The sequence below is a fragment of the Acinetobacter sp. F9 genome, from assembly GCF_019195275.1.
Taxonomy (GTDB): domain Bacteria; phylum Pseudomonadota; class Gammaproteobacteria; order Pseudomonadales; family Moraxellaceae; genus Acinetobacter; species Acinetobacter pseudolwoffii.
In genome coordinates this window covers 1,980,703-2,003,697 of record NZ_CP078068.1, presented here as the reverse complement: position 1 = coordinate 2,003,697, position 22,995 = coordinate 1,980,703, and the positions used below count along the sequence as shown (strand labels likewise).

The 22,995-nt window shown below is 44.2% G+C and carries 18 protein-coding genes, 1 tRNA gene and 1 pseudogene; 4 read left to right on the top strand and 16 right to left on the bottom strand.

Annotation, left to right across the window (positions count from 1 at the left end):
• Positions 1–98: 98 nt before the first annotated feature.
• The 3 genes from KT990_RS09470 to KT990_RS09460 all read left to right on the top strand — a co-directional run bounded on the left by KT990_RS09470 (position 99) and on the right by KT990_RS09460 (position 2,896).
• Complete coding sequence (locus KT990_RS09470; protein WP_005095300.1) at positions 99–278, top strand: hypothetical protein; 180 nt, start codon at positions 99–101, stop codon at positions 276–278.
• A gap of 9 nt (positions 279–287) precedes the next feature.
• Complete coding sequence (locus tag KT990_RS09465) at positions 288–1,682, top strand: hypothetical protein (protein ID WP_005095298.1); 1,395 nt, start codon at positions 288–290, stop codon at positions 1,680–1,682.
• A 92-nt stretch (positions 1,683–1,774) separates the two neighbouring features.
• On the top strand, positions 1,775–2,896 hold the full coding sequence (locus KT990_RS09460) for a hypothetical protein (RefSeq protein ID WP_005095296.1): 1,122 nt from the start codon (positions 1,775–1,777) through the stop codon (positions 2,894–2,896).
• Between the two features lie 428 nt (positions 2,897–3,324).
• Here KT990_RS09460 and htpG read toward each other — a convergent pair whose 3' ends face one another.
• From htpG to KT990_RS09435, 5 genes are all read right to left on the bottom strand, one after another.
• Positions 3,325–5,244 (bottom strand): molecular chaperone HtpG, encoded by a 1,920-nt coding sequence (htpG, locus tag KT990_RS09455; protein ID WP_159516170.1) that lies wholly within the window; start codon positions 5,242–5,244, stop codon positions 3,325–3,327.
• A 157-nt stretch (positions 5,245–5,401) separates the two neighbouring features.
• Positions 5,402–5,746 carry a lysozyme inhibitor LprI family protein gene (locus KT990_RS09450; RefSeq protein ID WP_218208696.1) on the bottom strand — a complete coding sequence of 115 codons (345 nt, stop codon included), beginning with the start codon at positions 5,744–5,746 and terminating at the stop codon, positions 5,402–5,404.
• 175 nt (positions 5,747–5,921) lie between these two features.
• Complete coding sequence (locus KT990_RS09445) at positions 5,922–6,512, bottom strand: OmpW/AlkL family protein (RefSeq protein WP_218208695.1); 591 nt, start codon at positions 6,510–6,512, stop codon at positions 5,922–5,924.
• A gap of 331 nt (positions 6,513–6,843) precedes the next feature.
• Entirely contained in the window at positions 6,844–8,208 is a 1,365-nt protein-coding gene (locus KT990_RS09440; protein WP_195725244.1) for a Na+/H+ antiporter family protein, read from the bottom strand.
• 100 nt (positions 8,209–8,308) lie between these two features.
• On the bottom strand, positions 8,309–9,190 hold the full coding sequence (locus KT990_RS09435) for an alpha/beta fold hydrolase (RefSeq protein WP_218208694.1): 882 nt from the start codon (positions 9,188–9,190) through the stop codon (positions 8,309–8,311).
• A 117-nt stretch (positions 9,191–9,307) separates the two neighbouring features.
• Here KT990_RS09435 and KT990_RS09430 point away from each other — a divergent pair, with 117 nt between their 5' ends.
• A complete protein-coding gene (locus tag KT990_RS09430; protein ID WP_218208693.1) occupies positions 9,308–9,802 on the top strand; it encodes a DUF4442 domain-containing protein in 495 nt (164 codons plus the stop codon).
• A 57-nt stretch (positions 9,803–9,859) separates the two neighbouring features.
• Here KT990_RS09430 and KT990_RS09425 read toward each other — a convergent pair whose 3' ends face one another.
• The 11 genes and pseudogenes from KT990_RS09425 to KT990_RS09375 all read right to left on the bottom strand — a co-directional run.
• Positions 9,860–10,225 carry a hypothetical protein gene (locus KT990_RS09425; protein ID WP_005095281.1) on the bottom strand — a complete coding sequence of 122 codons (366 nt, stop codon included), beginning with the start codon at positions 10,223–10,225 and terminating at the stop codon, positions 9,860–9,862.
• Positions 10,226–10,437: 212 nt separating this feature from the next.
• Entirely contained in the window at positions 10,438–14,628 is a 4,191-nt protein-coding gene (gene rpoC / locus KT990_RS09420; protein ID WP_005173031.1) for a DNA-directed RNA polymerase subunit beta', read from the bottom strand.
• A 177-nt stretch (positions 14,629–14,805) separates the two neighbouring features.
• Entirely contained in the window at positions 14,806–18,894 is a 4,089-nt protein-coding gene (rpoB, locus tag KT990_RS09415; RefSeq protein ID WP_100357923.1) for a DNA-directed RNA polymerase subunit beta, read from the bottom strand.
• Between the two features lie 307 nt (positions 18,895–19,201).
• On the bottom strand, positions 19,202–19,567 hold the full coding sequence (gene rplL / locus KT990_RS09410; RefSeq protein ID WP_005095274.1) for a 50S ribosomal protein L7/L12: 366 nt from the start codon (positions 19,565–19,567) through the stop codon (positions 19,202–19,204).
• 48 nt (positions 19,568–19,615) lie between these two features.
• The gene (rplJ, locus tag KT990_RS09405) at positions 19,616–20,122 is read right to left on the bottom strand and encodes a 50S ribosomal protein L10 (RefSeq protein ID WP_005095272.1); all 507 of its coding nucleotides are present in this window, start codon (positions 20,120–20,122) and stop codon (positions 19,616–19,618) included.
• 300 nt (positions 20,123–20,422) lie between these two features.
• The gene (rplA, locus tag KT990_RS09400; RefSeq protein ID WP_005095271.1) at positions 20,423–21,118 is read right to left on the bottom strand and encodes a 50S ribosomal protein L1; all 696 of its coding nucleotides are present in this window, start codon (positions 21,116–21,118) and stop codon (positions 20,423–20,425) included.
• Positions 21,119–21,121: 3 nt separating this feature from the next.
• Positions 21,122–21,550 carry a 50S ribosomal protein L11 gene (gene rplK / locus KT990_RS09395; protein ID WP_004278614.1) on the bottom strand — a complete coding sequence of 143 codons (429 nt, stop codon included), beginning with the start codon at positions 21,548–21,550 and terminating at the stop codon, positions 21,122–21,124.
• Between the two features lie 119 nt (positions 21,551–21,669).
• A complete protein-coding gene (gene nusG / locus KT990_RS09390; RefSeq protein WP_004278615.1) occupies positions 21,670–22,203 on the bottom strand; it encodes a transcription termination/antitermination protein NusG in 534 nt (177 codons plus the stop codon).
• Positions 22,204–22,210: 7 nt separating this feature from the next.
• Complete coding sequence (gene secE / locus KT990_RS09385; RefSeq protein ID WP_005095267.1) at positions 22,211–22,651, bottom strand: preprotein translocase subunit SecE; 441 nt, start codon at positions 22,649–22,651, stop codon at positions 22,211–22,213.
• A gap of 74 nt (positions 22,652–22,725) precedes the next feature.
• Positions 22,726–22,801 (bottom strand) — tRNA-Trp (locus KT990_RS09380).
• Positions 22,802–22,853: 52 nt separating this feature from the next.
• A pseudogene (locus KT990_RS09375) lies at positions 22,854–22,995 on the bottom strand (elongation factor Tu); the annotation flags it as partial.

Genomic DNA, 22,995 nt, shown 5'->3' with positions numbered 1-22,995 from the left:
TTTATAAATATAAAACAGTTAAAATAAATCACTATTTCATGTGATCTACGCATATAATTGTAGCAATATAAAAATACTGATAATACAAAAGCATTGTTATGAACAGACTTCAGGCATTGGTGCAGGGCAAAATTTCACCTCAGTCCATTTCTATTGATTTTCTGATTGAAATGGCAGAACGCCATACAGATCCTCATTCTGCTGAATACAAATTAATCGAGTTGGCGCTGAATATGGTGCTGGCCCAAACTTTGGATAAAGCGCTAAAACATATCTAGAGATATAAAATGAACGCTTTAAAAAAAGCACACTTAGTCAAGGAATTACATGAATTGATCCAGCAACTGGAGCATCAGGCTCTACCTCTGTACGACGTGGCCCGTTTCAAAAAAAGAATTCGTGATATCTTTAATCTTTGTGATGAACCTATTTTTAAAAATCAGATTTTAGCGTTTAAAGCCCAGACCCAGCCTGAACTTGCTGCCTATCAATTTTCCGCCAGTACCCCCTATCATCTAAGTTTTTGTGGTTATTTCACTGAAATTCCAGCTCTGGAAAAGGCACTGTATACCCAGCCAGATATAGGCTGGGCAATTCTACATCATCCTGAGCGTGGCTGGCAGGTCTGGCTAATTCCGGCACCGAAGCATCCTGCACTAAACAGTGAATGGAATGAGTTACAACAATGTTCTATCTGGCTGTCACAGCAACAATTGACAACCGGTCTGCAAGCGGCTCCTCCATTGACTGTACCGGCCTTATCCCTGAATGAAGCAGAAGCCAGCTTAAAAGCGGCGGCAACGACTCGATATCATCGTGGCCGACAAAAAGCAAAAATCAACTCATTAAGCTTAAATCATTCAGATGAACCACACATTCAGATACAGGCCACGTCTGAGTATCTAGATCATCCATTACCCACTGAAACTGCGATTGTGCAGGAAAAAATTATTGTCCCAGAAGTGATCGACTTTCCCACCGAGATTCAACTGGGAGACGTGATTGCGCAGGTTCAGCCTTTGACTCCGGAAGATACCAATCTCCAGCGGCTTTGTGCTTTAGAATTGGAACCTGATGTCGGGCATCCAGCCTATCTGGATATTGTGCTGTATTATGCCGCAGAAGATCACTGGCAGGCACGCCAAGTTTATTTGGTGGAGCAGCTGAATCTGCAAGGCCAGTTTATTAAATATCTGATGCTTTTGGGTGCATCAAGTCAATTACAGGCGCACTATTGTATTGAGCATTGGTTGAGTCAGCATCAGTATCAGGCTGCTGCGATTAAATCGCTGTCGTGGCCTCAATTAAGTACAGGTTTCACGCAATTGCATCTGTTGTCAAAAGCCTATTTGCAACAAGCAGAAATAGTCTGGACACAACCCGATTATTATCCTTATATTCCGGCAGATTCGATTCAGAAACAAAAATTTATCTCATTTGAGGAAGCCCTTGCGGATTTCTCTACACCGATACTCTTATTGCAAGAACATCAGCGAATACGCGTGATTCATGGTGAAAAACGCCTGTCTCTCGCAGAGGATGAACTGGCCTATCCATCTATCTTGCTGCAACGTGATCAACAGCTAAACTGGCAAAAAATTCACACGATTATTTTAATGATGTCGCAACCCATTCAGGTCATGGAGCTTTATCAGGCAATTCAGACTCAAATCATTGAATAATTGCTGTTATTTTGTAGCTTTAACTTGCTTTTTATCGCTATATTTAAGAAAACTACAGCTGAATAAAAGAATACAAGAGTAATAAATATCTCATGCAAATAAATCGAATTACTCAGATCTTCCTGCTCTCTCTTGGCATGGGAATCAGCAGTAGCATGTCTTGGGCAAATTCAGTAAAAGATGCTTCTTCAGACCAGGAAAAAAACTCGGAGAGTGTTGAGCCGGCACGTTCAGGACTTCTGGATCAAATTCCGCGTTTGATTGATGCAACACCAACCATTCTTCCAGAGCAGTCGAATACCGCCATCGTCCCGCCAACGCTAGAAACGGAAAATCATTCATGGGCCGATCAGAAACAGAAAAGCATCCGAGAATGGGCAGATCGTACTGCGCATAAAATTGATAACTGGTTTGGTGAAACTGATCCGGATCAGCCGGCTGCCGCCACACTGCGTGTCATTTTGGATAATCGCTGGGATGAATATGAGGGCTATGAGATTAAGCCCCGTATCCGTGGCAGAATCAAACTTCCCACCTTAGAACAAAAGCTGAGTCTGGTCTTCGGTGATGACAGTCTGGACAATGAATTAGACAGTAATGTCGCGATTACCAATGAAAATCCGGCAACATCTGGAGATAAGCGTCTCGATACCAAGCGCGCACGCCAGGATAACAGCTCATTCGCCTTACGCTGGTCGGAATGGTCAGACCGGATTCCTTTTGAAACCGATCTGGATCTGGGTTTACGCTCCGGAGATGATATTTACCTGCGCGTCAAAGCCAGTAAAGATTGGACACTGGAAAATGACTACTTTTTTCATGCCGAACAGATTTATCGCTACGGGATTCAAAGTGAAAACTATTTGCGTACCAATCTGGAACTGATCCATGCCCGTCCCAATCAGGCATTTTTTTCCAATCAGCTCAGCCTGACCTATGCAGATGATCAAGATGACGATCTGACCTGGGACAATTATACCTTTAGGCAACATCAGTTTTTTCAGGACAACCGTTTTAGCTATGGTATTTATACTGGCGGTTATCTAAATGACAAGGATCTACGCCTCAATCGCTGGGGACCGTATGTGTCCTGGAGACAGCCTTTTTTACGTGAATGGTTTTTTGTCCAGACCGACCTCAACTATCTGAATGACCATCGCGAAGATCGTGATCATTATGTTGGTGCTTTGGTGCGTTTAGAGGCATTGTTTTAAACTCAAGCGCTGTGCAAAGCTAAAAAATCCCTCCGTAGAGGTAATGCTGATCAGTTAAGGAGTTTAGAAATAGACTCTTTAACTTTTTAGTCGTTCACGACGGAGTCTTAAATTTATAAATCAAATACTTGAAAATAATTTGTTACTTTGGTTTCGCCCAAATGAGAAGCGAAGCTTCGCAAGGAAGGCATCTTGCGGAGCAACACTCCTCACCGCAAAACTCGTCAGCCACCATCGATTAGTAAATTTGTCGCAGAAACAATCATTTTTAAATCTTGTGGTGCAATACACCTCATGCCTCAAACAGTTGCGGATGACTTTTCTATCTATCAGATATAATCATGAATTTGAAAAAGAAAATGCCAGTCAATTCCTTAACTGACTGGCATTACTCCGTAGAGGGATTTTTTAGCTTAGAGCATCATGTGTTAAGCAAGCAACAAGCTATTGATACGCTTCACATACTCAGCAGGATTTTCTGGTAATCCACCTTCTGCAATCACCGCCTGATCAAAGATCACATTGGCCAGATCGTCAAACTGCGCTGAGCCATCCAGTTTTTTCACCAAAGGATGTTCCGGGTTGATTTCCAGAATCGGCTTCATATCCGGTACAGGCTGACCTGCATCTTTCAGCATACGGATTAATTGTGGAGATAGTTCCCCTTCTCCAGTCACCAGACAGGCCGGTGAATCGACCAGACGCGTAGTCACGCGCACTTCTTTGGTCTTGTCTTTGAGTGAATCAGTCAGCTTCTCGACCACCGGTTTAAACTGGGCTGCGGCTTCTTCAAGTGCTTTTTTCTCTTCAGCATCCTGAAGATCGCCCAAATCAACTGCACCCTTAGACACGTTTTGCAACGGCGTGCCATCGAACTCATTCACAAAGTTCATCGCCCATTCATCTACGCGTTCGGTCATGAGCAGAACTTCAATGCCTTTTTTCTTGAACAGTTCTAACTGCGGTGAATTCTTTGCAGCATTCAGGCTGTCTGCAGTCACATAATAGATGGCTTTCTGACCGTCTTTCATGCCTGCTTTATAGTCTGCCAATGAAGTGCTGACTTCATCATTGTTCGAGGTTGCATAACGCAGCAGTTTCAAAATACGTTCACGGTTGGCAAAATCTTCGCCTAGGCCTTCTTTCAAGACTGAAGCAAATTCCTGATGGAAAGTCTTGAATTTTTCCTGATCTTTTTCATCTTCAGATTTGGCCAGATGATCCAGAATCGTCAGGATACGGCGGGCATTCCCGTCACGAATGGTTTTCACATCGCGGCTTTCTTGCAGCAACTCACGGCTGACGTTCAGTGGTAAATCCGCACTGTCTACCACGCCTTGTACAAAACGCAGGTAATTCGGAATCAGATTATCCGCATCATCCATAATAAAGACGCGTTTCACATACAGCTTGATGCCGGCTTTTGATTCACGGGTGAAAATGTCATGTGGGGCTTTGCTTGGAATATACAATAACTGGGTATATTCAGTACTGCCTTCCACCCGGTTATGCGCCCAAGCCAATGGCGCCGTGAAATCATGGCTTAAGTTTTTATAGAACTCGACATATTGTTCTTCAGTAATTTCAGACTTGCTCCGTGTCCAGAGTGCGCTGGCCGAGTTAATCGCTTCCCACTCATCAGTCTTGACATACTGGCCACCTTTCGGTGTTTCACCTTCAGCCGCTTCTTCCTCCTGCCAGACTTCTTTTTGCATCTGGATTGGCAGGCTGATGTGGTCTGAGTATTTATTAATAATTTGCTTAACCTTATGGCTTTGCAAATAGTCCAGCGCATCTTCACGCAGATGCAGAATAATATCGGTACCACGGCCTGCTTTTTGAATTTGCTCAACTTCAAATTCACCAGTGCCGCCACTAATCCAGCGTACACCTTCAGATGCATCTGCACCGGCACGACGTGATTCTACCGTGATTTTGTCTGCCACAATAAAACCGGAATAGAAACCGACCCCAAACTGGCCAATCAACTGGGCATCGGCCTTCTGGTCACCGGTCAGTTTAGACATAAAGTCTTTGGTGCCCGATTTGGCAATGGTGCCTAAATTATCAATGGCTTCCTGTTCGCTTAGACCAATTCCGTTATCTGAAATGGTAATGGTTTTATTCTCTGCATCAAGGCTGACACGAACGCGTAAATCCGGATCATTTTCATAAAATTCGGGATGATTGATCCCTTCAAAACGCAATTTGTCACAAGCATCCGAGGCATTCGAAATCAGTTCGCGCAGAAAAATTTCAGGGTTTGAATAAAGCGAATGGGTCACGAGATGTAGTAACTGAGCCACTTCAGCCTGGAAACTATGTTTTTGTGCGTTAGACTCGCTCATTAATCACTCCTTTTATTTTAAATACAGGTCAATACTGTTGCCTATATGAATGGAGTGAGTTCCTCAATTTTCAATAGTCAGTTGTATATTTTTCACAAGATATTTTTGAGCACTTGATCTGGCAGGGTTTTAATCTTTGCCAGACCGACTGTCAGACTTAATAAGGCCCAAGCTTATAAATGCGCTGAAACTGCAAGTCCAGTTGCTGTTGCCGCATATTATAGACTTGGTTCAGGCAAGAGACCGATTCCAGACACTGGTCGCGAAACTGCAACCATTTGACCTGATCACGCTGAATCACTGAACGCGTGCCCATCGGAACCATACGCCGTAAGATATGATAGCTGGTACTCATTTTGACATCGGCATCATTAAGCAGACGATGTTCACAAATCGCTTTCTCTGTCACGGTTTCAGCTTTCTGACAATCAAAACTTGCCGCATAGGCAGACCCTACCAGCAGGCTAAAGAAGATCAAAATACCTTGGCTTAAAAACTTCATGCTGATCTTCCTTATTATTCAATTATTAAGTCGTATTCAATTAATATTTACTTTATTCGTTTTAATATAGTTGAACATTGCCGATCTGCTCAATTTCAATAAGTTATAAATCGTTGTTATTTTGAAAAAAAAGCCTCATTCAAGATGAGGCTTTTTTGTTAAGCAAGGCCAGAATTTAGAATTTGTAGCTATAACCGACCGTGTAAACCCAAGGATCAATATTTAAGTTGAATTTAGTATTATCAGCATCATCTAAAGTCACTTCAGGACTCAAATCTGCATAGCGCACGTCAGCAAATACTCCCCAGTTTTTGGCATCTGCTGGCTGATAATTAAAACCGACCTGACCTGCCAAACCAAACTCTTCTTTCACGTCTTTAGCCAAACCTTCTTCATCCCAAGCAATAAAAGCTGTGCCACCTACACCAATATATGGCGTAAAACGTGTTGCATTTTTAAAGTGATATTTAGCAGTAATGGTTGGTGGCAGATGTTTGATCTTAGCCACCTTACCCACACCTTGGAGAGAGATGTCGTGATTAAATGGCGTCGCTAATAAAAGTTCTGCCGAGATATTGTCATTAAAGAAGTATTCAACCGATGGCGTAAAACCATATTCCTGATCGGCTTCTACGACTAAACCTGGTGCAATTTCAGTGTCACTTGATGGTGCTAAAGAACTGGCACCGACTTTCACCTGCCATTGACCTGCCATCGCAGATGCAGAAAGACCCATTAATGCAATTAGAGCAGCTTGCTTTAACATTTTAAAATACCCCACAGGAAGAATAATTATTAAGAAAATAAATCTTAATTAATAATAAACACGAGGGAAAATAATATGCAATAAGTATTATAAAACTAATTTTTAATTATTATTTAAACTACTGATTTGAAAAGTTATTTATTTTAAATTGACTGAATTAGTTGGTTTTAAATACCAAGTATATTAATCAGATAAATATGAATTTATTCAGACTAAAATAATCAGGTTTATATTAATTTTTATTTAAACATATATTTTAAATACATCTTATTATTTATTTTAAATCCAGATAAATCTGCTCCAATAGATATCAGAGCAGATTGAAATTGACTTACAGAACCATGGCTGCAATCCAGCCAAAAATCATCAACGGAATATTGAAGTGAATGAAGGTTGGAATCACACTATCCTTCATATGGTCATGCTGACCATCCATATTTAAACCCGAAGTTGGGCCCAAAGTTGAATCCGAAGCTGGAGAACCGGCATCCCCCAAAGCTGCTGCAGTCCCGATAATTGCAATAGTCGCAGCCGGGCTGAAACCAAACTGGATACACAGTGGCACATAAATAATCGCCAGAATGGGAATAGTCGAGAAAGACGAACCAATGCCCAATGTGATCAGCAAACCAATCAACAGCATCAGAAATGCGGCCAGTGCCTGACTATTACCAATCCAGTTCACTGACGCTTCAACCAAGGTTGGTACCTGATTAGTCGCTTCAATCACCGCGGCAAAGCCTTGTGCCGCAATCATGATAAAGCCAACTAGCGCCATCATGCGCATACCAGTAATGATCACATCATCCGCTTCTTTCCATTTAAAGATCCCGGCACAACTCAGGATCGCGACACCGACCAGACCAGCCAGAATCATCGAGTCTGAATAAAGCTGTACCGCCAATGTGGCAATAACTGCAAGACCTGCCATCCAGATGGTAAATTTGGCAATCTGCGGTTTAACCTGCTCAGCCACACCCAATTCAGCGGAAATACTTTGCTGTTCCTGGACATGAATATCTTGATATTGACGTGGTTTGCGATAGCTAATAAAGATCGCCACCAATAAGCCTACAAACATCCCGAATACTGGAATTGCCATCGCAGATGGAATCTGGTCATAGCTAATTTCAAATCCGTATGGCTTACCAAAGGTATTGATGTTATGACCCAGAATGTCATTCAGGAAGATGGCACCAAAACCGACCGGAATCAGCATATAGGTGCCTACCAGACCAAAGGTCAGCAAACAGGCAATCAAACGACGGTCGAGCTTTAAGTGGTTAAATACAGCCAATAGTGGCGGAATCAGTACCGGAATAAAGGCAATATGCACGGGAATAACGTTCTGCGAGAACACGGCAGCAATGGCGACTGTGAAAAAGATCAGATATTTCACCCGGTTTTGCGCTTTAAAATCGGCCTCACCTTTTAAGGTGCTGATCATTTTATAGGCTAGCAAATCCGGTAAACCCGAACGTGCCAGAGCCAAAGCAAATGCACCTAAAATACCATAAGCCAAGGCAATTTTAGCACCACCACCCAAGCCATTGTTAAACGCGTCCAAGGTTCCCTGCAGGCCTAGACCTGCCAATAAACCACCTGTAACAGCACCAATGACCAGGGCAAAAACCACAGGTACACGTGCCAACGAGAGTCCGAACATGACTCCAATAGCAGCAAGAATTGCGAACATAATGAATCGGAATAGAGAGAAAGCGGCTATTTTATCAGAAAATACGGATAAAAATTCCGCCACTTTTTTCTGGTTGGGTCATGTTTAGCTGAGTGGCCTGTTATGCGATGACAACAGATTTACGCTGAATAAACTCATCAATCAATTGAGCGACTTGCTCCGGCTGACTCAGGATCGCCCAATGATTGGCAGCCAGTTCTACTTTCGAGAAATCGTCTACCCATTTGGACATCTCATCAACCAGATCAGGCCCGACAAATTGGTCATATTTCAGCACAATCGCCTGTACCGGACAGATGGCAAAGCGCTGTCGTGGTTGAGTTAAGCGTGGCAAAAAATTGGCCCGATACAGGTTCACACCATATTTTCCATCTTTGACAATATGCTGGTTGAGTGGCAGATCATCATGTCTTTCCAGTTGCTGCACGATCTTGCCCCAACGCTGCGGATTAAAAAAATTCCACGCCAATGGCGCCACTAAAGGCAACTGAAATACCGCGATATACCAGGACTTGCTCATTTGCTTTAAAAATTTTGCTTTGTCTTGATTGAACTGCTCGCGCATCCAGAAAGCAGCATGATCCAGACAAGGGCCAGACAGCGTGCTATAAGACAGAATTCGGCCTTTGAATCTTAAATCTGTGACAGATTCCCAAGACTGAATTGAACCCCAGTCATGCGCTGCCAGATGAAAACCACGATTCGGCAATACCTTGCTCACTACCTCTTCCAGATCCTGACTTAAGCGTGCCAGGCGGTAATCCGAAATTTTTTGAGGAATACTGGACTCACCTGCGCCACGTACATCATAGCTCACAACAAAATAATCCTGACTCAAATAAGCAATGACTGGCTCCCAAACCGCTTGATGATCAGGATAGCCATGAACCAGTACCAAGGCCGGCTGTTCTGGTTGTCCATAAGTTTTGACACAGAGACGCTGCTGATCCGTGGTATCGACCCATTGCATGTGCATTTCCATCTTTTGATCCTGTTTTTATTATTGACCACTTAGTTTATAAATCGGCATGATTGATCAATGCCAGCGCATTTTTGTTGCTCTAGTATGCATAATCACAGCCGCAAAAAGAATGTCAGTATGAGCCTATTCCAGAAAATTCAAAAACTGCCTCTGGTTTCAAAATTTATTCTGAACCGCTATGCCCCTTATCGTGGTGCAGGCATTGAAATTAATAAGATTGATTTTAATCATTATCACGTTCGGGTCAAAATGCCGCTGACCCGTAAAAACCAGAATATTGTCGGTGTGCATTTTGGTGGCAGCCTGTATTCGATGGTCGATCCCTTTTACATGTTATTGCTGATGCATCATTTGGGGCCGAAATATCTGGTCTGGGATAAAGGCGCCAGCATTCAGTTTTTGGCACCGGGTCGCGGCACAGTGGTGGCGGACATTCGGATTTCTGCTGAAGAAATTGCCACGATTATCAATCTGGCAGCCGATAATGCGCCAGTGTATCGCCATTACCAGCTCAATATCTATGATGAGGCTGGCGTTCGAATTGCCGAAGTACAAAAAACGGTTTATATCCGGCGCAAACAAAGCAAAGGAAAAATTCAAAAAACTGGATAAGGTAAAAGCGCCACATGGGCGCTTTTAGATCTGAATCGATTTAAAGTCAGTGTAGACTTAACGACGGCGGTTATCCTGTTCGATCGCAGCACCTGCGCCACCACCGATTGCACCACCAATCGCAGCACCAGCATTCCCACCGAATATGCTTTTACCTACAGCTGAGCCTACAGCACCGCCGACACCACTATAGGTCGCATTACGGTTTGAGCCACCTTGGGACTTACTTCCCACGGCTGCGCCTGCACCACCACCGACTGCAGAACCAAGACCACCCCCGACACTATTACCTACACCACCACCGACTGCACCACCTAAGGCGGCAGCACCGATACGCTGCTCATTGGCAGACATACTTTCACAACCTGCCAGCATAAAGGTGGAGAGAGTTGCAACTGCCATCACACCCATTAATTTTTTCATGACTTTGGCCTTCCTTTTCATACTTTAATTTAGCTTATCTTCATTTTATAAAACTAAAACATGGAGCGTGTTACTTCTCTCGGTATTCCTGCTGAGTTTTGTAAGTATCAATGGATTATTCCGCTGTTTAGCCTTTAATTAGCTTTTAATTTTTATGTATTTAAGACAAAAAAAGACGCCCGAAGGCGTCTCTTTTTTAGCTTTAACTTGAATTAGAATTCTTCGTTAAATGCTTGACTTAAAGCTTGATCAACATCAGAGAAGTCATTGTGCAGTTCAAATTCTGCAGCTTCTGCTTCTTGACGACGACGCTCGAGATGGTAAGCCAAACCTGTACCCGCTGGGATCAGACGACCTACAACCACGTTTTCTTTCAGACCGCGTAAGTCATCTTCTTTACCTGTTACAGCCGCTTCAGTTAACACACGTGTGGTTTCCTGGAACGATGCAGCAGAGATGAACGAGTCAGTCGAAAGCGACGCTTTGGTAATACCCATCAACAGACGTTCAAACTTCGCAGGGAACTTGTTTTGTGCAAGAACTGCTTGGTTTTCTTGTACAACACGGATGTAATCCACTTGTTCGCCTTTGATGAAGCTGGTATCGCCACCATCAGTGATATCCACTTTACGCAGCATTTGACGTACGATGACTTCAATGTGCTTGTCGTTGATTTTTACACCTTGCAGACGGTATACGTCCTGAACTTCGTTCACGATGTAGTTGGTCAACGCCACTTCACCTTTCAGACGTAAAATGTCATGCGGGTTCTGTGGGCCATCAGAAATGGTTTCACCACGGTTCACATGTTCGCCTTCGAACACGTTAATGGTACGCCATTTCGGAATCAGCTCTTCGTAAATCTCAGAGCCATCATCCGGTGTAATCACCAGACGGTTCTTACCTTTGGTTTCTTTACCGAAGCTCACAACACCCGATACTTCTGCAAGGATTGCATGCTCTTTCGGCTTACGTGCTTCGAACAAGTCAGCTACACGCGGTAGACCACCGGTAATATCACGGGTACGTGAAGATTCTTGTGGTACACGACCAATAACGTCACCGACACCAATCGTTTCGCCATCACGGACAGAAAGAATGGTGTTTTGTGGCAAGAAGTAGAACTGTTCAGTGCCTTCAACTGTGTCTAACACTACAGCAGGACGCAAATCTTTACCTGACGCAGGACGTGAAGTCACTGGCAAGATTTCGATGGTTGACATACCTGTTGCATCATCAGTTTTCGAAGTCACGGTCACGCCATCAGCGATCTGGCTGAAACGCACTTTACCTGCAACTTCTGTTACCAATGGATGTGTATGCGGATCCCAAGTCGCCACGATACCGCCTGCTTCTACAGCTTCGCCATCTTTTAGCAAGATAGACGCACCGTAAGGCAGTTTATAACGCTCACGCTCACGACCTAAATCATCCGCAATACCGATTTCACCTGAACGTGAAGTCGATACCAAGTGACCTTTGGCATGTTGTACTGTTTTCACGTTGTGGAAACGCACTGTACCCTGGTTACGAACTTGTACGCTGTTTGCAGCAGACGTTCGGCTTGCAGCACCACCCACGTGGAAGGTACGCATAGTTAACTGTGTACCTGGTTCACCAATCGATTGAGCTGCCATGACACCAACAGACTCACCCGGGTTCACCTGATGACCACGCGCCAAGTCACGGCCGTAACATTTCGCACATACACCGAAAGTAGACGCACAGTTTACAACCGAACGTACTTTAATTTCGTCGACACCTTGGCTTTCGATAAACGTCGCCAGTTTCTCGTCAATTAAAGTATTACGTGGAAGCAGAACTTCGTCTGTACCGACACGTTTCACATCTTCAGCAACCACACGACCCAATACTCGTGCACCCAAGTTCTCGATGACATCGCCACCTTGAATGAATGGTGTCATTACTAGACCGTCGAAGGTGCCACAATCTGGCTCGGTAATCACCAAGTCTTGCGCAACGTCTACCAGACGACGCGTCAAGTAACCAGAGTTCGCAGTTTTCAATGCTGTATCGGCCAAACCTTTACGCGCACCGTGTGTCGAGATGAAGTACTGGAGTACAGTCAAACCTTCACGGAAGTTCGCTTTAATTGGGGTCTCAATGATCGAGCCATCCGGCTTCGCCATCAAACCACGCATACCCGCCAACTGACGAATCTGAGCTGCCGAACCACGGGCACCCGAGTCAGACATCATGTAAATCGAGTTGAATGATTTTTGCTTCTCGTCTTCACCCTGTTTGTTTTTAACAGTCGTGAAAGACAAGTTGTCCATCATCGCTTTAGCAACCTGGTCATTGGTACGTGCCCAAATATCGACCACTTTGTTATAACGTTCGCCGGCAGTTACGAAACCTTGTTCGAACTGTTGTTCGATTTCACGAACTTCAGCTTCCGCTTTACCAATAATGACTTGTTTTTGCGGTGGAATAACCATGTCTTCCATACCGACAGATACACCTGAACGCGTCGCCTGACGGAAGCCTAGGTACATCAATTGGTCAGCGAAGATAACAGTATCTTTCAGACCCAATTTACGGTAGCAAGAGTTAATTAACTTAGAGATGTTTTTCTTGGTCATCTCAACGTTAATTTGCTGGAAATCCATACCTTCAGGCACAACTTCCCAAAGTAGGCAGCGACCAGGTGTGGTATCTACAATAATGGTTTGATGTTCACGGTTGCCATCTTCATCGATGACAGTCTGGTGTACACGTGCTTTAACGCGAGCGTGTAGATCAACCTGACCTGTTGCCAGTGCACGGTTTACTTCGTGAGTATCCGCGAACACCATGCCCTCACCTTTGGCATTGATTGCATCACGCGTGATGTAATACAAGCCCAAGACAACGTCCTGAGACGGCACGATGATTGGCTCACCGTTCGCTGGAGACAAGATGTTGTTGGTCGACATCATTAACGCACGCGCTTCTAACTGCGCTTCAAGTGTTAATGGTACGTGTACCGCCATTTGGTCACCATCGAAGTCGGCGTTAAACGCAGCACACACGAGCGGGTGTAGACGGATCGCCTTACCTTCAATCAGGATCGGTTCAAATGCTTGAAGACCTAGACGGTGAAGTGTTGGCGCACGGTTCAACATCACTGGATGTTGACGGATCACGTGAGCAAGAACGTCCCAAACTTCTGGCGTCTCGCGCTCAACCATTTTCTTCGCAGCTTTAATGGTGGTTGCTTGACCAGATGCTTGTAGTTTCGCGAAAATGAATGGCTTGAACAGTTCAAGTGCCATTTTCTTCGGAAGACCACATTGGTGCAAACGCAGGTTTGGACCAACGGTAATGACCGAACGACCTGAGTAATCGACACGTTTACCCAATAAGTTCTGACGGAAACGACCTTGCTTACCTTTGATCATATCTGCCAAAGATTTAAGCGGACGCTTGTTTGAACCGGTAATTGCACGACCACGACGACCGTTGTCTAACAATGCATCGACAGACTCTTGCAACATACGTTTTTCGTTACGTACGATGATGTCTGGCGCTGCAAGGTCAAGAAGACGCTTCAAACGATTGTTACGGTTAATCACACGACGGTAAAGATCGTTCAAGTCAGAAGTCGCGAAACGACCACCTTCAAGTGGTACCAACGGACGAAGGTCTGGTGGCAGAACTGGAAGTACAGTCAACACCATCCATTCTGGCTTGTTGTTCGAATCGTTGAATGCTTCCATCAACTTCAAACGCTTAGAGGCTTTTTTCAGCTTGGTTTCTGAAGTTGTCACAGGAATTTCTTCACGAAGACGCGCAATTTCAGCTTCAAGATCGATGTCTTTCAACAAGTCTTGAACCGCTTCAGCACCCATTTTCGCTGTGAATTCATCACCGTGTTCTTCCAACGCATTGAAGTATTCTTCATCGTTCAGAAGCTGGTATTTCTCAAATGGTGTCATACCAGGATCGGTAACCACATAAGATTCGAAATACAATACGCGTTCGATATCACGTAGCGTCATGTCTAATAATAGACCGATACGGCTCGGCAATGATTTCAAGAACCAGATGTGCGCAACTGGAGAAGCTAGCTCGATGTGACCCATACGTTCACGACGAACTTTCGCAGTTGTTACTTCAACGCCACATTTTTCACAAATGACGCCTTTGTATTTCATACGCTTGTATTTACCACACAAGCATTCGTAATCTTTTACTGGACCAAAGATTTTGGCACAGAATAAACCATCACGTTCAGGTTTGAACGTACGATAGTTAATGGTTTCTGGCTTTTTAACTTCACCGTGAGACCATGACTTAATCATTTCTGGTGACGCAAGACCAATACGAATGCGGTCAAACTCTACAGGAGCATGACCGTCTGAATCCGTCTTTTTGCGCATGATATCGAGCAAGTCTTTCAATTTTTTTCTCCGTGTGTCGAGGAGATTTTCACTTCTCGACTGGGTCACAAATATTGTTTTTAACTGAATTGGGAATCCCAAGAATCCCCCTAAATCCCCCTTTATAAAGAGGGACTTTCCCCTCTTTCTTAAAGAGGTGAGAAGCACTGCTTCGCAAGGGAGATTCAATGGAACTAATTAGTCACCATTTTTCAGTTCAATGTTGATACCTAAAGAACGGATCTCTTTGGTCAATACGTTGAACGATTCAGGCATACCCGGGTCCATATAATGGTTACCATCTACAATATTCTTGTAGATACGGGTACGGCCTTCAACGTCATCCGATTTCACAGTCAGCATTTCTTGTAGCGTATATGCTGCACCGTAAGCTTCTAGTGCCCAGACTTCCATCTCACCGAAACGCTGACCACCGAATTGTGCTTTACCACCCAGCGGCTGTTGCGTGACTAGAGAATAAGAACCAGTTGAACGCGCATGCATCTTGTCATCAACCAAGTGGTTCAGTTTCAGCATGTACATATAACCCACAGTCACTGGACGGTCGAAACGCTCACCAGTACGACCATCATATAATACTGTCTGACCAGTACTTGATAGACCTGCAAGTTGTAACAATTCTTTGATCTGACCTTCTTCAGCACCATCGAATACAGGTGTTGCCAAAGGCACACCAGCACGCAAGTTACCAGAAAGTTTCAAGATTTCATCATCAGTCAAGCTGTCAAGATCTTCTTGCTCGCCACCAACTTTGTTATAAATCTTGTCCAGGAAATCACGAAGCTCAAGTACAGTACGCTGTTCTTTCATCATCTTGTCGATTTGATCGCCAAGACCTTTGGCAGCCATACCCAAGTGAGTTTCAAGAATCTGACCCACGTTCATACGCGATGGTACGCCCAGCGGGTTCAGTACGATATCAACAGGTACACCGTTGGCATCGTGTGGCATGTCTTCTACCGGCAAGATGTTTGATACCACACCCTTGTTACCGTGACGACCGGCCATCTTATCACCCGGCTGGATGCGACGTTTTACCGCAAGATAAACTTTAACTACTTTCAATACGCCAGTGGTCAGCTCATCGCCTGTAGAAAGTTTGCGTTTTTTCTCAGCAAATTTCTCGTCAATTTCGAAGCTCTTCTCTTTCAAGAACACTTGAATTTGCGTTAGACGTTCAGCGATTGCTTCATCAACCGGTTGAATTTCAAGAAGATCAACAAGCTCTAAACCAGACAACACGTCTTCAGACAGTTTGTCGCCACGTTTAGTAGTACCGCCACCATTCGACTCTTGACCGTTCAACAAACGAATTACACGTTCACGTGCTGCTTCTTCAAAGATCTTGAACTCTTCTTTCAAGTCTTTACGGTAAGCATCAAGCTGAGCTTTTTCAATTGCTTGAGCACGTTCGTCTTTTTCAAGACCATCACGTGTAAACACTTGAACATCAATCACAGTACCTTTGGTACCAGATGGAACGCGTAAAGATGAATCTTTAACGTCAGCTGCTTTTTCACCGAAGATTGCACGAAGCAATTTTTCTTCCGGCGTTAGCTGCGTTTCACCTTTAGGCGTCACTTTACCAACAAGAATATCACCTGCTGTTACTTCAGCACCGATGTAAACAATACCTGATTCATCAAGTTTAGAAAGCGCTGCTTCACCCACATTCGGGATATCGGCCGTGATTTCTTCAGCACCAAGCTTAGTATCACGTGCGACACATGACAATTCCTGGATATGAATCGAGGTTAAACGGTCTTCTTGAAGTACACGCTCTGAAAGTAAGATCGAGTCTTCGTAGTTGTAACCGTTCCAGGTCATGAATGCGACGCGCATGTTTTGACCAAGCGCTAGCTCACCGCCATCAGTCGATGGACCATCAGCTAATACGTCACCACGACCCACTTTATCACCCAGGTTCACCAGAACTTTCTGGTTGATACAGGTGTTTTGGTTTGAACGGGTGTATTTGATCAGGTTATAGATATCTACACCTGCCTCACCTGCGATCATCTCTTCTTCGTTCACACGAATGACTACACGAGATGCATCAACAAACTCGATACGACCACCACGCTGAGCGATCACACATACACCAGAGTCATGTGCTACGTTCGCTTCCATACCCGTACCTACGAGTGGTTTGTCAGCGATTAACGTAGGAACAGCCTGACGTTGCATGTTTGAACCCATCAATGCACGGTTGGCATCATCGTGTTCAAGGAACGGAATCAGTGACGCAGCCACAGATACAACCTGCTGAGCAGATACATCCATATGCGTTACTTTTTCCGGCGGCATGCGTACGAAGTCACCTTGGTGACGTACAGATACAACTTCTTCTAATAAATTACCATCAGCATCTACTGCAGAATCGGCCTGTGCAATCACAGTACCCACTTCTTCAATCGCAGACAGGTATTCAATGTCCATGGTTACACGGCCATCAACTACTTTACGGTAAGGCGTTTCCAGGAAACCGAAGTTGTTCGCTTTAGCATATACAGAAAGCGAGTTGATCAAACCAATGTTTGGACCTTCCGGCGTTTCAATTGGACATACACGACCGTAATGCGTTTGATGTACGTCACGTACTTCAAAGCCCGCACGTTCACGCGTCAAACCACCGGGACCAAGTGCTGATACACGACGCTTGTGCGTGATTTCAGACAACGGGTTGTTTTGATCCATGAACTGAGACAACTGGCTTGAACCAAAGAATTCTTTGATTGCAGCAGCAACAGGCTTCGCATTGATTAGATCTTGCGGAGACAGGTTGTCTGTTTCAGCTTGAGATAAACGTTCTTTAACAGCACGTTCTACACGAACCAGACCGACACGGAATTGGTTTTCTGTCATTTCGCCCACAGAACGAACACGACGGTTACCCAAGTGATCGATATCGTCGACTTCACCTTTACCGTTACGGATTTCAACTAATGTTTTCAATACATCAGTGATATCTTCGTTCGAGAGAATACCTTCAACTTCACGCGACTTCTGGTCTGTACCCACTTCATAAGGACGACCCAAACGACGGTTGAACTTCATACGACCGACTGGAGACAAGTCATAACGCTCAGAAGAGAAGAACAGGTTATTGAACAGGTTCTCAGCTGCTTCTTTGGTTGGTGGCTCGCCCGGACGCATGACTTTGTAGATTTCGACCAATGCTTCTTCACGAGTGGTCGTAGTATCTGCACGTAGAGAATCTGCAACGAATGAACCACGGTCGATATCATTGGTGAACAGAACATTAAACTGCTTCACGCCGCCTTCTGCAATTTTCACCATGACTTCATGGCTCAATACGGTATTTGCAGCAATCACGTCGCCATCTTTTAATGCGATGTCTTCAGCCGTGATACGCTCATACAAATACTCATCAGGCACTGCAAGTTTTTCAAGACCTGAAGCTTCCATCTGACGTACATGACGCGCGTTAATACGTTTACCTTGTTCAACGATTGCCTTGCCATCTTTATCCAAGATGTCAAATTGTGCCATTTCGCCGCGCAGACGTTCCGGCACCAAGTCAATTTGATAGCTACCCATGTCAAGATATACAGGGACTTTCTCGTAGAACATGTTGAGAATGTTTTCGTTGCTATAACCCAGCGCACGCAGCACCACAGTCGCAAGTAATTTACGACGACGGTCAATACGTACATAGACCAGGTCTTTGGCATCGAATTCAAAATCTAACCATGAACCACGGTAAGGAATGATACGCGCTGAATAAAGGACTTTACCACTTGAGTGAGTCTTACCTTTATCGTGGTCAAAGAATACGCCTGGTGAACGGTGTAATTGAGATACGATTACACGCTCGGTACCATTAATTACAAAGGTACCGTTATCCGTCATCAATGGCATTTCGCCCATATAGACTTCTTGTTCACGTACGTCTTTAATTGACTTCGTTTCACGATCTTTCAGGATCAAACGAATTTTTACACGCATTGGTGCTGCATAAGTTGAGCCACGAAGAATACATTCGCGTACATCAAACTCAGGCTTACCAAGACTATACTCAACAAATTCTAAAGCAGCATTGCCAGAATAACTTTCTATAGGAAAAACTGAACGAAATGCGGCTTGGAGACCGATATCTTCGCGGTTTTTTGGTGATTTGCCATCTTGTAAGAACGTTCTGTACGAGTCGACTTGAATCGCGAGCAGGTACGGAGCATCCATAACGCTAGGCAATTTACCAAAATTCTTACGGATCCGTTTCTTTTCGGTATATGAGTATGCCATCTGGAGTCCTCGGAAAGTGTAAACCAAGCCCGCCTGCAGAACGGGCTCAGAAGGAATTACGCTGGCCGATATGGCCACCACTCTTTACAAATGCTGCAATTTTTAGTGGTATTAAAACGCTTATCAATATTTTTTACTGAAAAATATTGGTAAACGTTTGTTCATTATGTTTATTTTTAATTTGTATGATTTTTATATCATGCAAACAAAAATCGAGCCGATTATTGTAACGCAAAAAGGCTGATGACCCAAGAGCCATCAGCCAATTTTTGGAGCTGATTATAAAAAAACCGGCTCCCTTAAGCTATTACTTAAGAGTAACTGTAGCACCAGCTTCTTCAAGTTTCTTCTTAAGTTCTTCGCCTTCTTCTTTAGAAACGCCTTCTTTAAGAACTGTAGGAGCGCTTTCAACCATGTCTTTAGCTTCTTTCAAGCCAAGGCCAGTTGCTTCACGAACTGCTTTAATTACAGCAACTTTGTTTGCGCCAAAAGAAGTCAATTCAACATTGAATTCAGATTGCTCTTCAGCAGCAGCAGCAGCAGGACCAGCAGCAACAGCTACAGCAGCAGCAGAAACGTTGAATTTCTCTTCGAAAGCAGAAATAAGTTCAACAAGTTCAAGAACAGTTTTTTCAGCAACTGCGTTTAGGATTTCTTCGTTTGTTAAAGCCATGAGATTAACTCCAAATGGGTATTGAATGATGTGTGTGTAAGTTTGAGCTTAAGCAGCTTCTGACTCGTTTTTCTCTTGAAGCGCTGTAAGTAAGCGGCCCAATTTCGAAATAGGAGCTTGAAGAACGTTTGCAAGCATAGTAAGCGCTTTCTCTTGGTTCGGAAGATTCGCGATAACGCTAACTTCTTCGCCTTGATAAAGTTTGCCATCAAATGCAGCAGCTTTAAGTTCAAATGCTTTATTAGTTTTAGCGAATTCTTCGAACAAACGTGCAGCAGCACCCATGTCGTCTTCAGAAGTCGAGAAAGCTAAGATTGTTGGGCCAACAAGGTTGTCGTTCAAGATATTGAATTGAGTATCTTGAAGAGCGCGTTTAGCCAAAGTGTTACGCACGATACGTGTGTGAACACCTAGTTTACGAGCTTCAACGCGAAGAGCAGTTAATTGCTCAACAGTTAAACCTTGATAGTCAGCAACAACAGCGGCAAATGCAGTAGAAGCAACTTCAGTTACTTCAGCTACGATCTGTTTTTTGCCTTCGATAAGAAGAGCCATTGTAAAACCTCCTAACGGTGATTTATGTACTTACGCGAAGTACACTCCCAATTCGTTAATCCATCACTGGACTAACACGCGGAGGATGAACAAATCACACCACCGCGTCTACGCAGGCTGGACGATTAAGAGCGAAGCATAAAACTCCCCTCGCCCGCGGTCTTTGACGCTGATAAATTTTCATTTATCAATTCAAAGTTTGCCTAAGTTTGCAAAATACGACGGAGCGTTTCTTGCGTAAGTTTTAAAGCAGTGCTTTAAAACTTACTCAGGGCTTTAAAATTCTGTATAAGTCGAGACTTATTTAGAAACGTTTGCTACATCAACGATCAAACCAGGACCCATAGTTGAGCTCAAAGTGATCTTTTGAATGTATACGCCTTTAGAAGTCGCAGGCTTTAAACGTTTCAAGTCAGCAACGAGTGCTTCAACGTTTGAACGAACAGCTTCAGCAGTGAAACCTACTTGACCGATCGCAGCGTGGATAATACCCGCCTTGTCTACGCGGTAACGTGCTTGACCAGCTTTTGCATTTTTAACTGCAGTTGCTACGTCAGGAGTTACCGTACCCACTTTAGGGTTTGGCATTAAGCCACGTGGACCAAGGATCGTACCAAGTTTACCTACAACGCGCATTGCATCTGGAGCAGCAATTACAACGTCAAAGTCAAGGTTACCCGCTTGGATGCTTTCAGCAAGATCATCGAAACCAACAACGTCTGCGCCTTCAGCTTTAGCAGCTTCAGCAGCAGCGCCTTGAGCGAATACAGCTACACGTACAGTTTTACCCGTACCTGCAGGAAGTGTAGTCGCGCCACGAACAACTTGGTCAGATTTACGAGGATCAACACCTAGGTTTACCGCGATATCCAAAGATTCTTTGAATTTAGGAGCTGGAAGGCTCTCTAAAACTGCAACAGCTTCTTCTAGCGTGTAAACTTTGTGCGCTTCTACAGCAGCTACGATCGCTTTTTGACGTTTAGTTAATTTAGCCATGTCTTAAAGCTCCACTTCCAAGCCCATAGAACGCGCAGAACCAGCAATGGTACGTACACGTGCGTCTAAATCAGCACCAGTCAAATCTGGTTCTTTAGTAGTCGCGATTTCTTCGATTTGAGCACGAGTCAACTTACCAACTTTAGTTTTGTTAGGTACAGCTGAACCCTTCTGGATACCAGCAGCTTTCTTAAGAAGAACAGCAGCAGGTGGAGTTTTCATGATGAATGTGAACGACTTGTCGTTGTACACAGTGATCACGACTGGAATTGGTAGACCAGCTTCAACTTTTTGTGTCGCAGCATTGAATTCTTTACAGAATGCCATGATGTTCACACCACGTTGACCTAGTGCAGGACCAATCGGTGGAGATGGATTCGCTTTACCAGCTGGAACTTGCAGCTTGATATAGCCGTCAATCTTCTTAGCCATTTCAAATTACCTCTGGGTGCAAACGCCGGTGAAGGCTCCCCAATGATTTCAAGTAACGATACCGTTACAACAACAATGCCTGATTTGCACGCAAATCAGGCGTTTTCAACCCAAACCAATTAAACTGATTTTTCGACTTGACGAAATTCCAGTTCAACTTGAGTTGGACGGTTAAATACATTAATGGTCAACGTCAAACGTGACTTTTCGTACTGAACTTCTTCCACCACACCTTTAAAGTCTGTGAATGGACCGTCAACTACGAGTAATTCTTCGCCTGGTTCAAACATCGTCTTAGGACGAGGTGCTTCACCAGTATTGCGTACACGCGCAAGAATCGCATCGGCTTCTTTTTGTGTAATTGGCGCCGGTTTTTCCGCCGTACCACCAATAAAGCCTAAAACTTTCGGACATTCTTTAACAATGTGCCAAGTGTCGTCATTCATTTCCATTTCGACTAGAACATAGCCAGGAAAGAACTTGCGCTCTGATTTACGTTTCTTGCCATCCTTCATTTCTACCACTTCTTCGGTAGGAACCAGGACTTCACCAAAGCTATCGGCAACAGCGCTACGCTGGATTCGATCATTAAGCGAACGCATTACTTGTTTTTCATAACCTGAATAGGCATGAATAATGTACCAACGTTTCATAGCTCTCTTACCCGATAATAAACTTGATTAACCAGCCTAAAATATAATCGAAACACCATAAAACAATGGAGGTAATTACGACTACAACAAGAACTTGCCAAGATGTGGACACAGTCTCTTGCTTGGTAGGCCAGGTCACTCGACGGAGCTCGATTCGTGCATCTTTCAGCAGACGAATAAAGCCTTTGCCTTGATGGGTGGCGTATAATAAACCGAATGCTGCAACGATACAAGCCAAAATCACCCCAACACGCACCCAAATATCATTCGCAGGGGCCCAGTATGCTGGTAAATATTGGTTTACCATCATTGCACCAACCAATAAAATCAAGGCGATAACCCATAGAACCATGTCTAATGGAGAACCAGAACTTACATCTACTGCAGGATTATTTCTTTGAGGAATTGCCGCTTCGCCTAATGCGTCGCGTGATTTTTCATTCGACATTTTTGTACTCGTCGTAGGTTTCGCGACTTATTATATGACCAATTTTGCCGACATCAAGCGTCTTTTTCAAAACTTGGCAGGTCAGGAGGGACTCGAACCCCCAACATTCGGTTTTGGAGACCGACGCTCTACCAATTGAACTACTGACCTGCAAAATAACAAGTTGGAGCCGAAACCCCAACCCGTTTATCTTATTCTATGATTATGCAGTTACTTTAGCAACTACACCAGCACCCACTGTACGACCGCCTTCACGGATCGCAAAACGTAGACCTGGGTCCATTGCGATTGGGTGGATTAGCTCTACTGACATCTCAACGTTGTCACCAGGCATAACCATTTCA

Excerpts from the sequence above, each read along its gene's own strand:
- KT990_RS09470 (WP_005095300.1), top strand. The coding sequence starts at position 99 with ATGAACAGACTTCAGGCATTGGTGCAGGGCAAAATTTCACCTCAGTCC.
- KT990_RS09465 (WP_005095298.1), top strand. The coding sequence starts at position 288 with ATGAACGCTTTAAAAAAAGCACACTTAGTCAAGGAATTACATGAATTG.
- KT990_RS09460 (WP_005095296.1), top strand. The coding sequence starts at position 1,775 with ATGCAAATAAATCGAATTACTCAGATCTTCCTGCTCTCTCTTGGCATG.
- htpG (WP_159516170.1), bottom strand. The coding sequence starts at position 5,244 with ATGAGCGAGTCTAACGCACAAAAACATAGTTTCCAGGCTGAAGTGGCT.
- KT990_RS09450 (WP_218208696.1), bottom strand. The coding sequence starts at position 5,746 with ATGAAGTTTTTAAGCCAAGGTATTTTGATCTTCTTTAGCCTGCTGGTA.
- KT990_RS09445 (WP_218208695.1), bottom strand. The coding sequence starts at position 6,512 with ATGTTAAAGCAAGCTGCTCTAATTGCATTAATGGGTCTTTCTGCATCT.
- KT990_RS09440 (WP_195725244.1), bottom strand. The coding sequence starts at position 8,208 with ATGTTCGCAATTCTTGCTGCTATTGGAGTCATGTTCGGACTCTCGTTG.
- KT990_RS09435 (WP_218208694.1), bottom strand. The coding sequence starts at position 9,190 with ATGGAAATGCACATGCAATGGGTCGATACCACGGATCAGCAGCGTCTC.
- KT990_RS09430 (WP_218208693.1), top strand. The coding sequence starts at position 9,308 with ATGAGCCTATTCCAGAAAATTCAAAAACTGCCTCTGGTTTCAAAATTT.
- KT990_RS09425 (WP_005095281.1), bottom strand. The coding sequence starts at position 10,225 with ATGAAAAAATTAATGGGTGTGATGGCAGTTGCAACTCTCTCCACCTTT.
- rpoB (WP_100357923.1), bottom strand. The coding sequence starts at position 18,894 with ATGGCATACTCATATACCGAAAAGAAACGGATCCGTAAGAATTTTGGT.
- rplL (WP_005095274.1), bottom strand. The coding sequence starts at position 19,567 with ATGGCTTTAACAAACGAAGAAATCCTAAACGCAGTTGCTGAAAAAACT.
- rplJ (WP_005095272.1), bottom strand. The coding sequence starts at position 20,122 with ATGGCTCTTCTTATCGAAGGCAAAAAACAGATCGTAGCTGAAGTAACT.
- rplA (WP_005095271.1), bottom strand. The coding sequence starts at position 21,118 with ATGGCTAAATTAACTAAACGTCAAAAAGCGATCGTAGCTGCTGTAGAA.
- rplK (WP_004278614.1), bottom strand. The coding sequence starts at position 21,550 with ATGGCTAAGAAGATTGACGGCTATATCAAGCTGCAAGTTCCAGCTGGT.
- nusG (WP_004278615.1), bottom strand. The coding sequence starts at position 22,203 with ATGAAACGTTGGTACATTATTCATGCCTATTCAGGTTATGAAAAACAA.
- secE (WP_005095267.1), bottom strand. The coding sequence starts at position 22,651 with ATGTCGAATGAAAAATCACGCGACGCATTAGGCGAAGCGGCAATTCCT.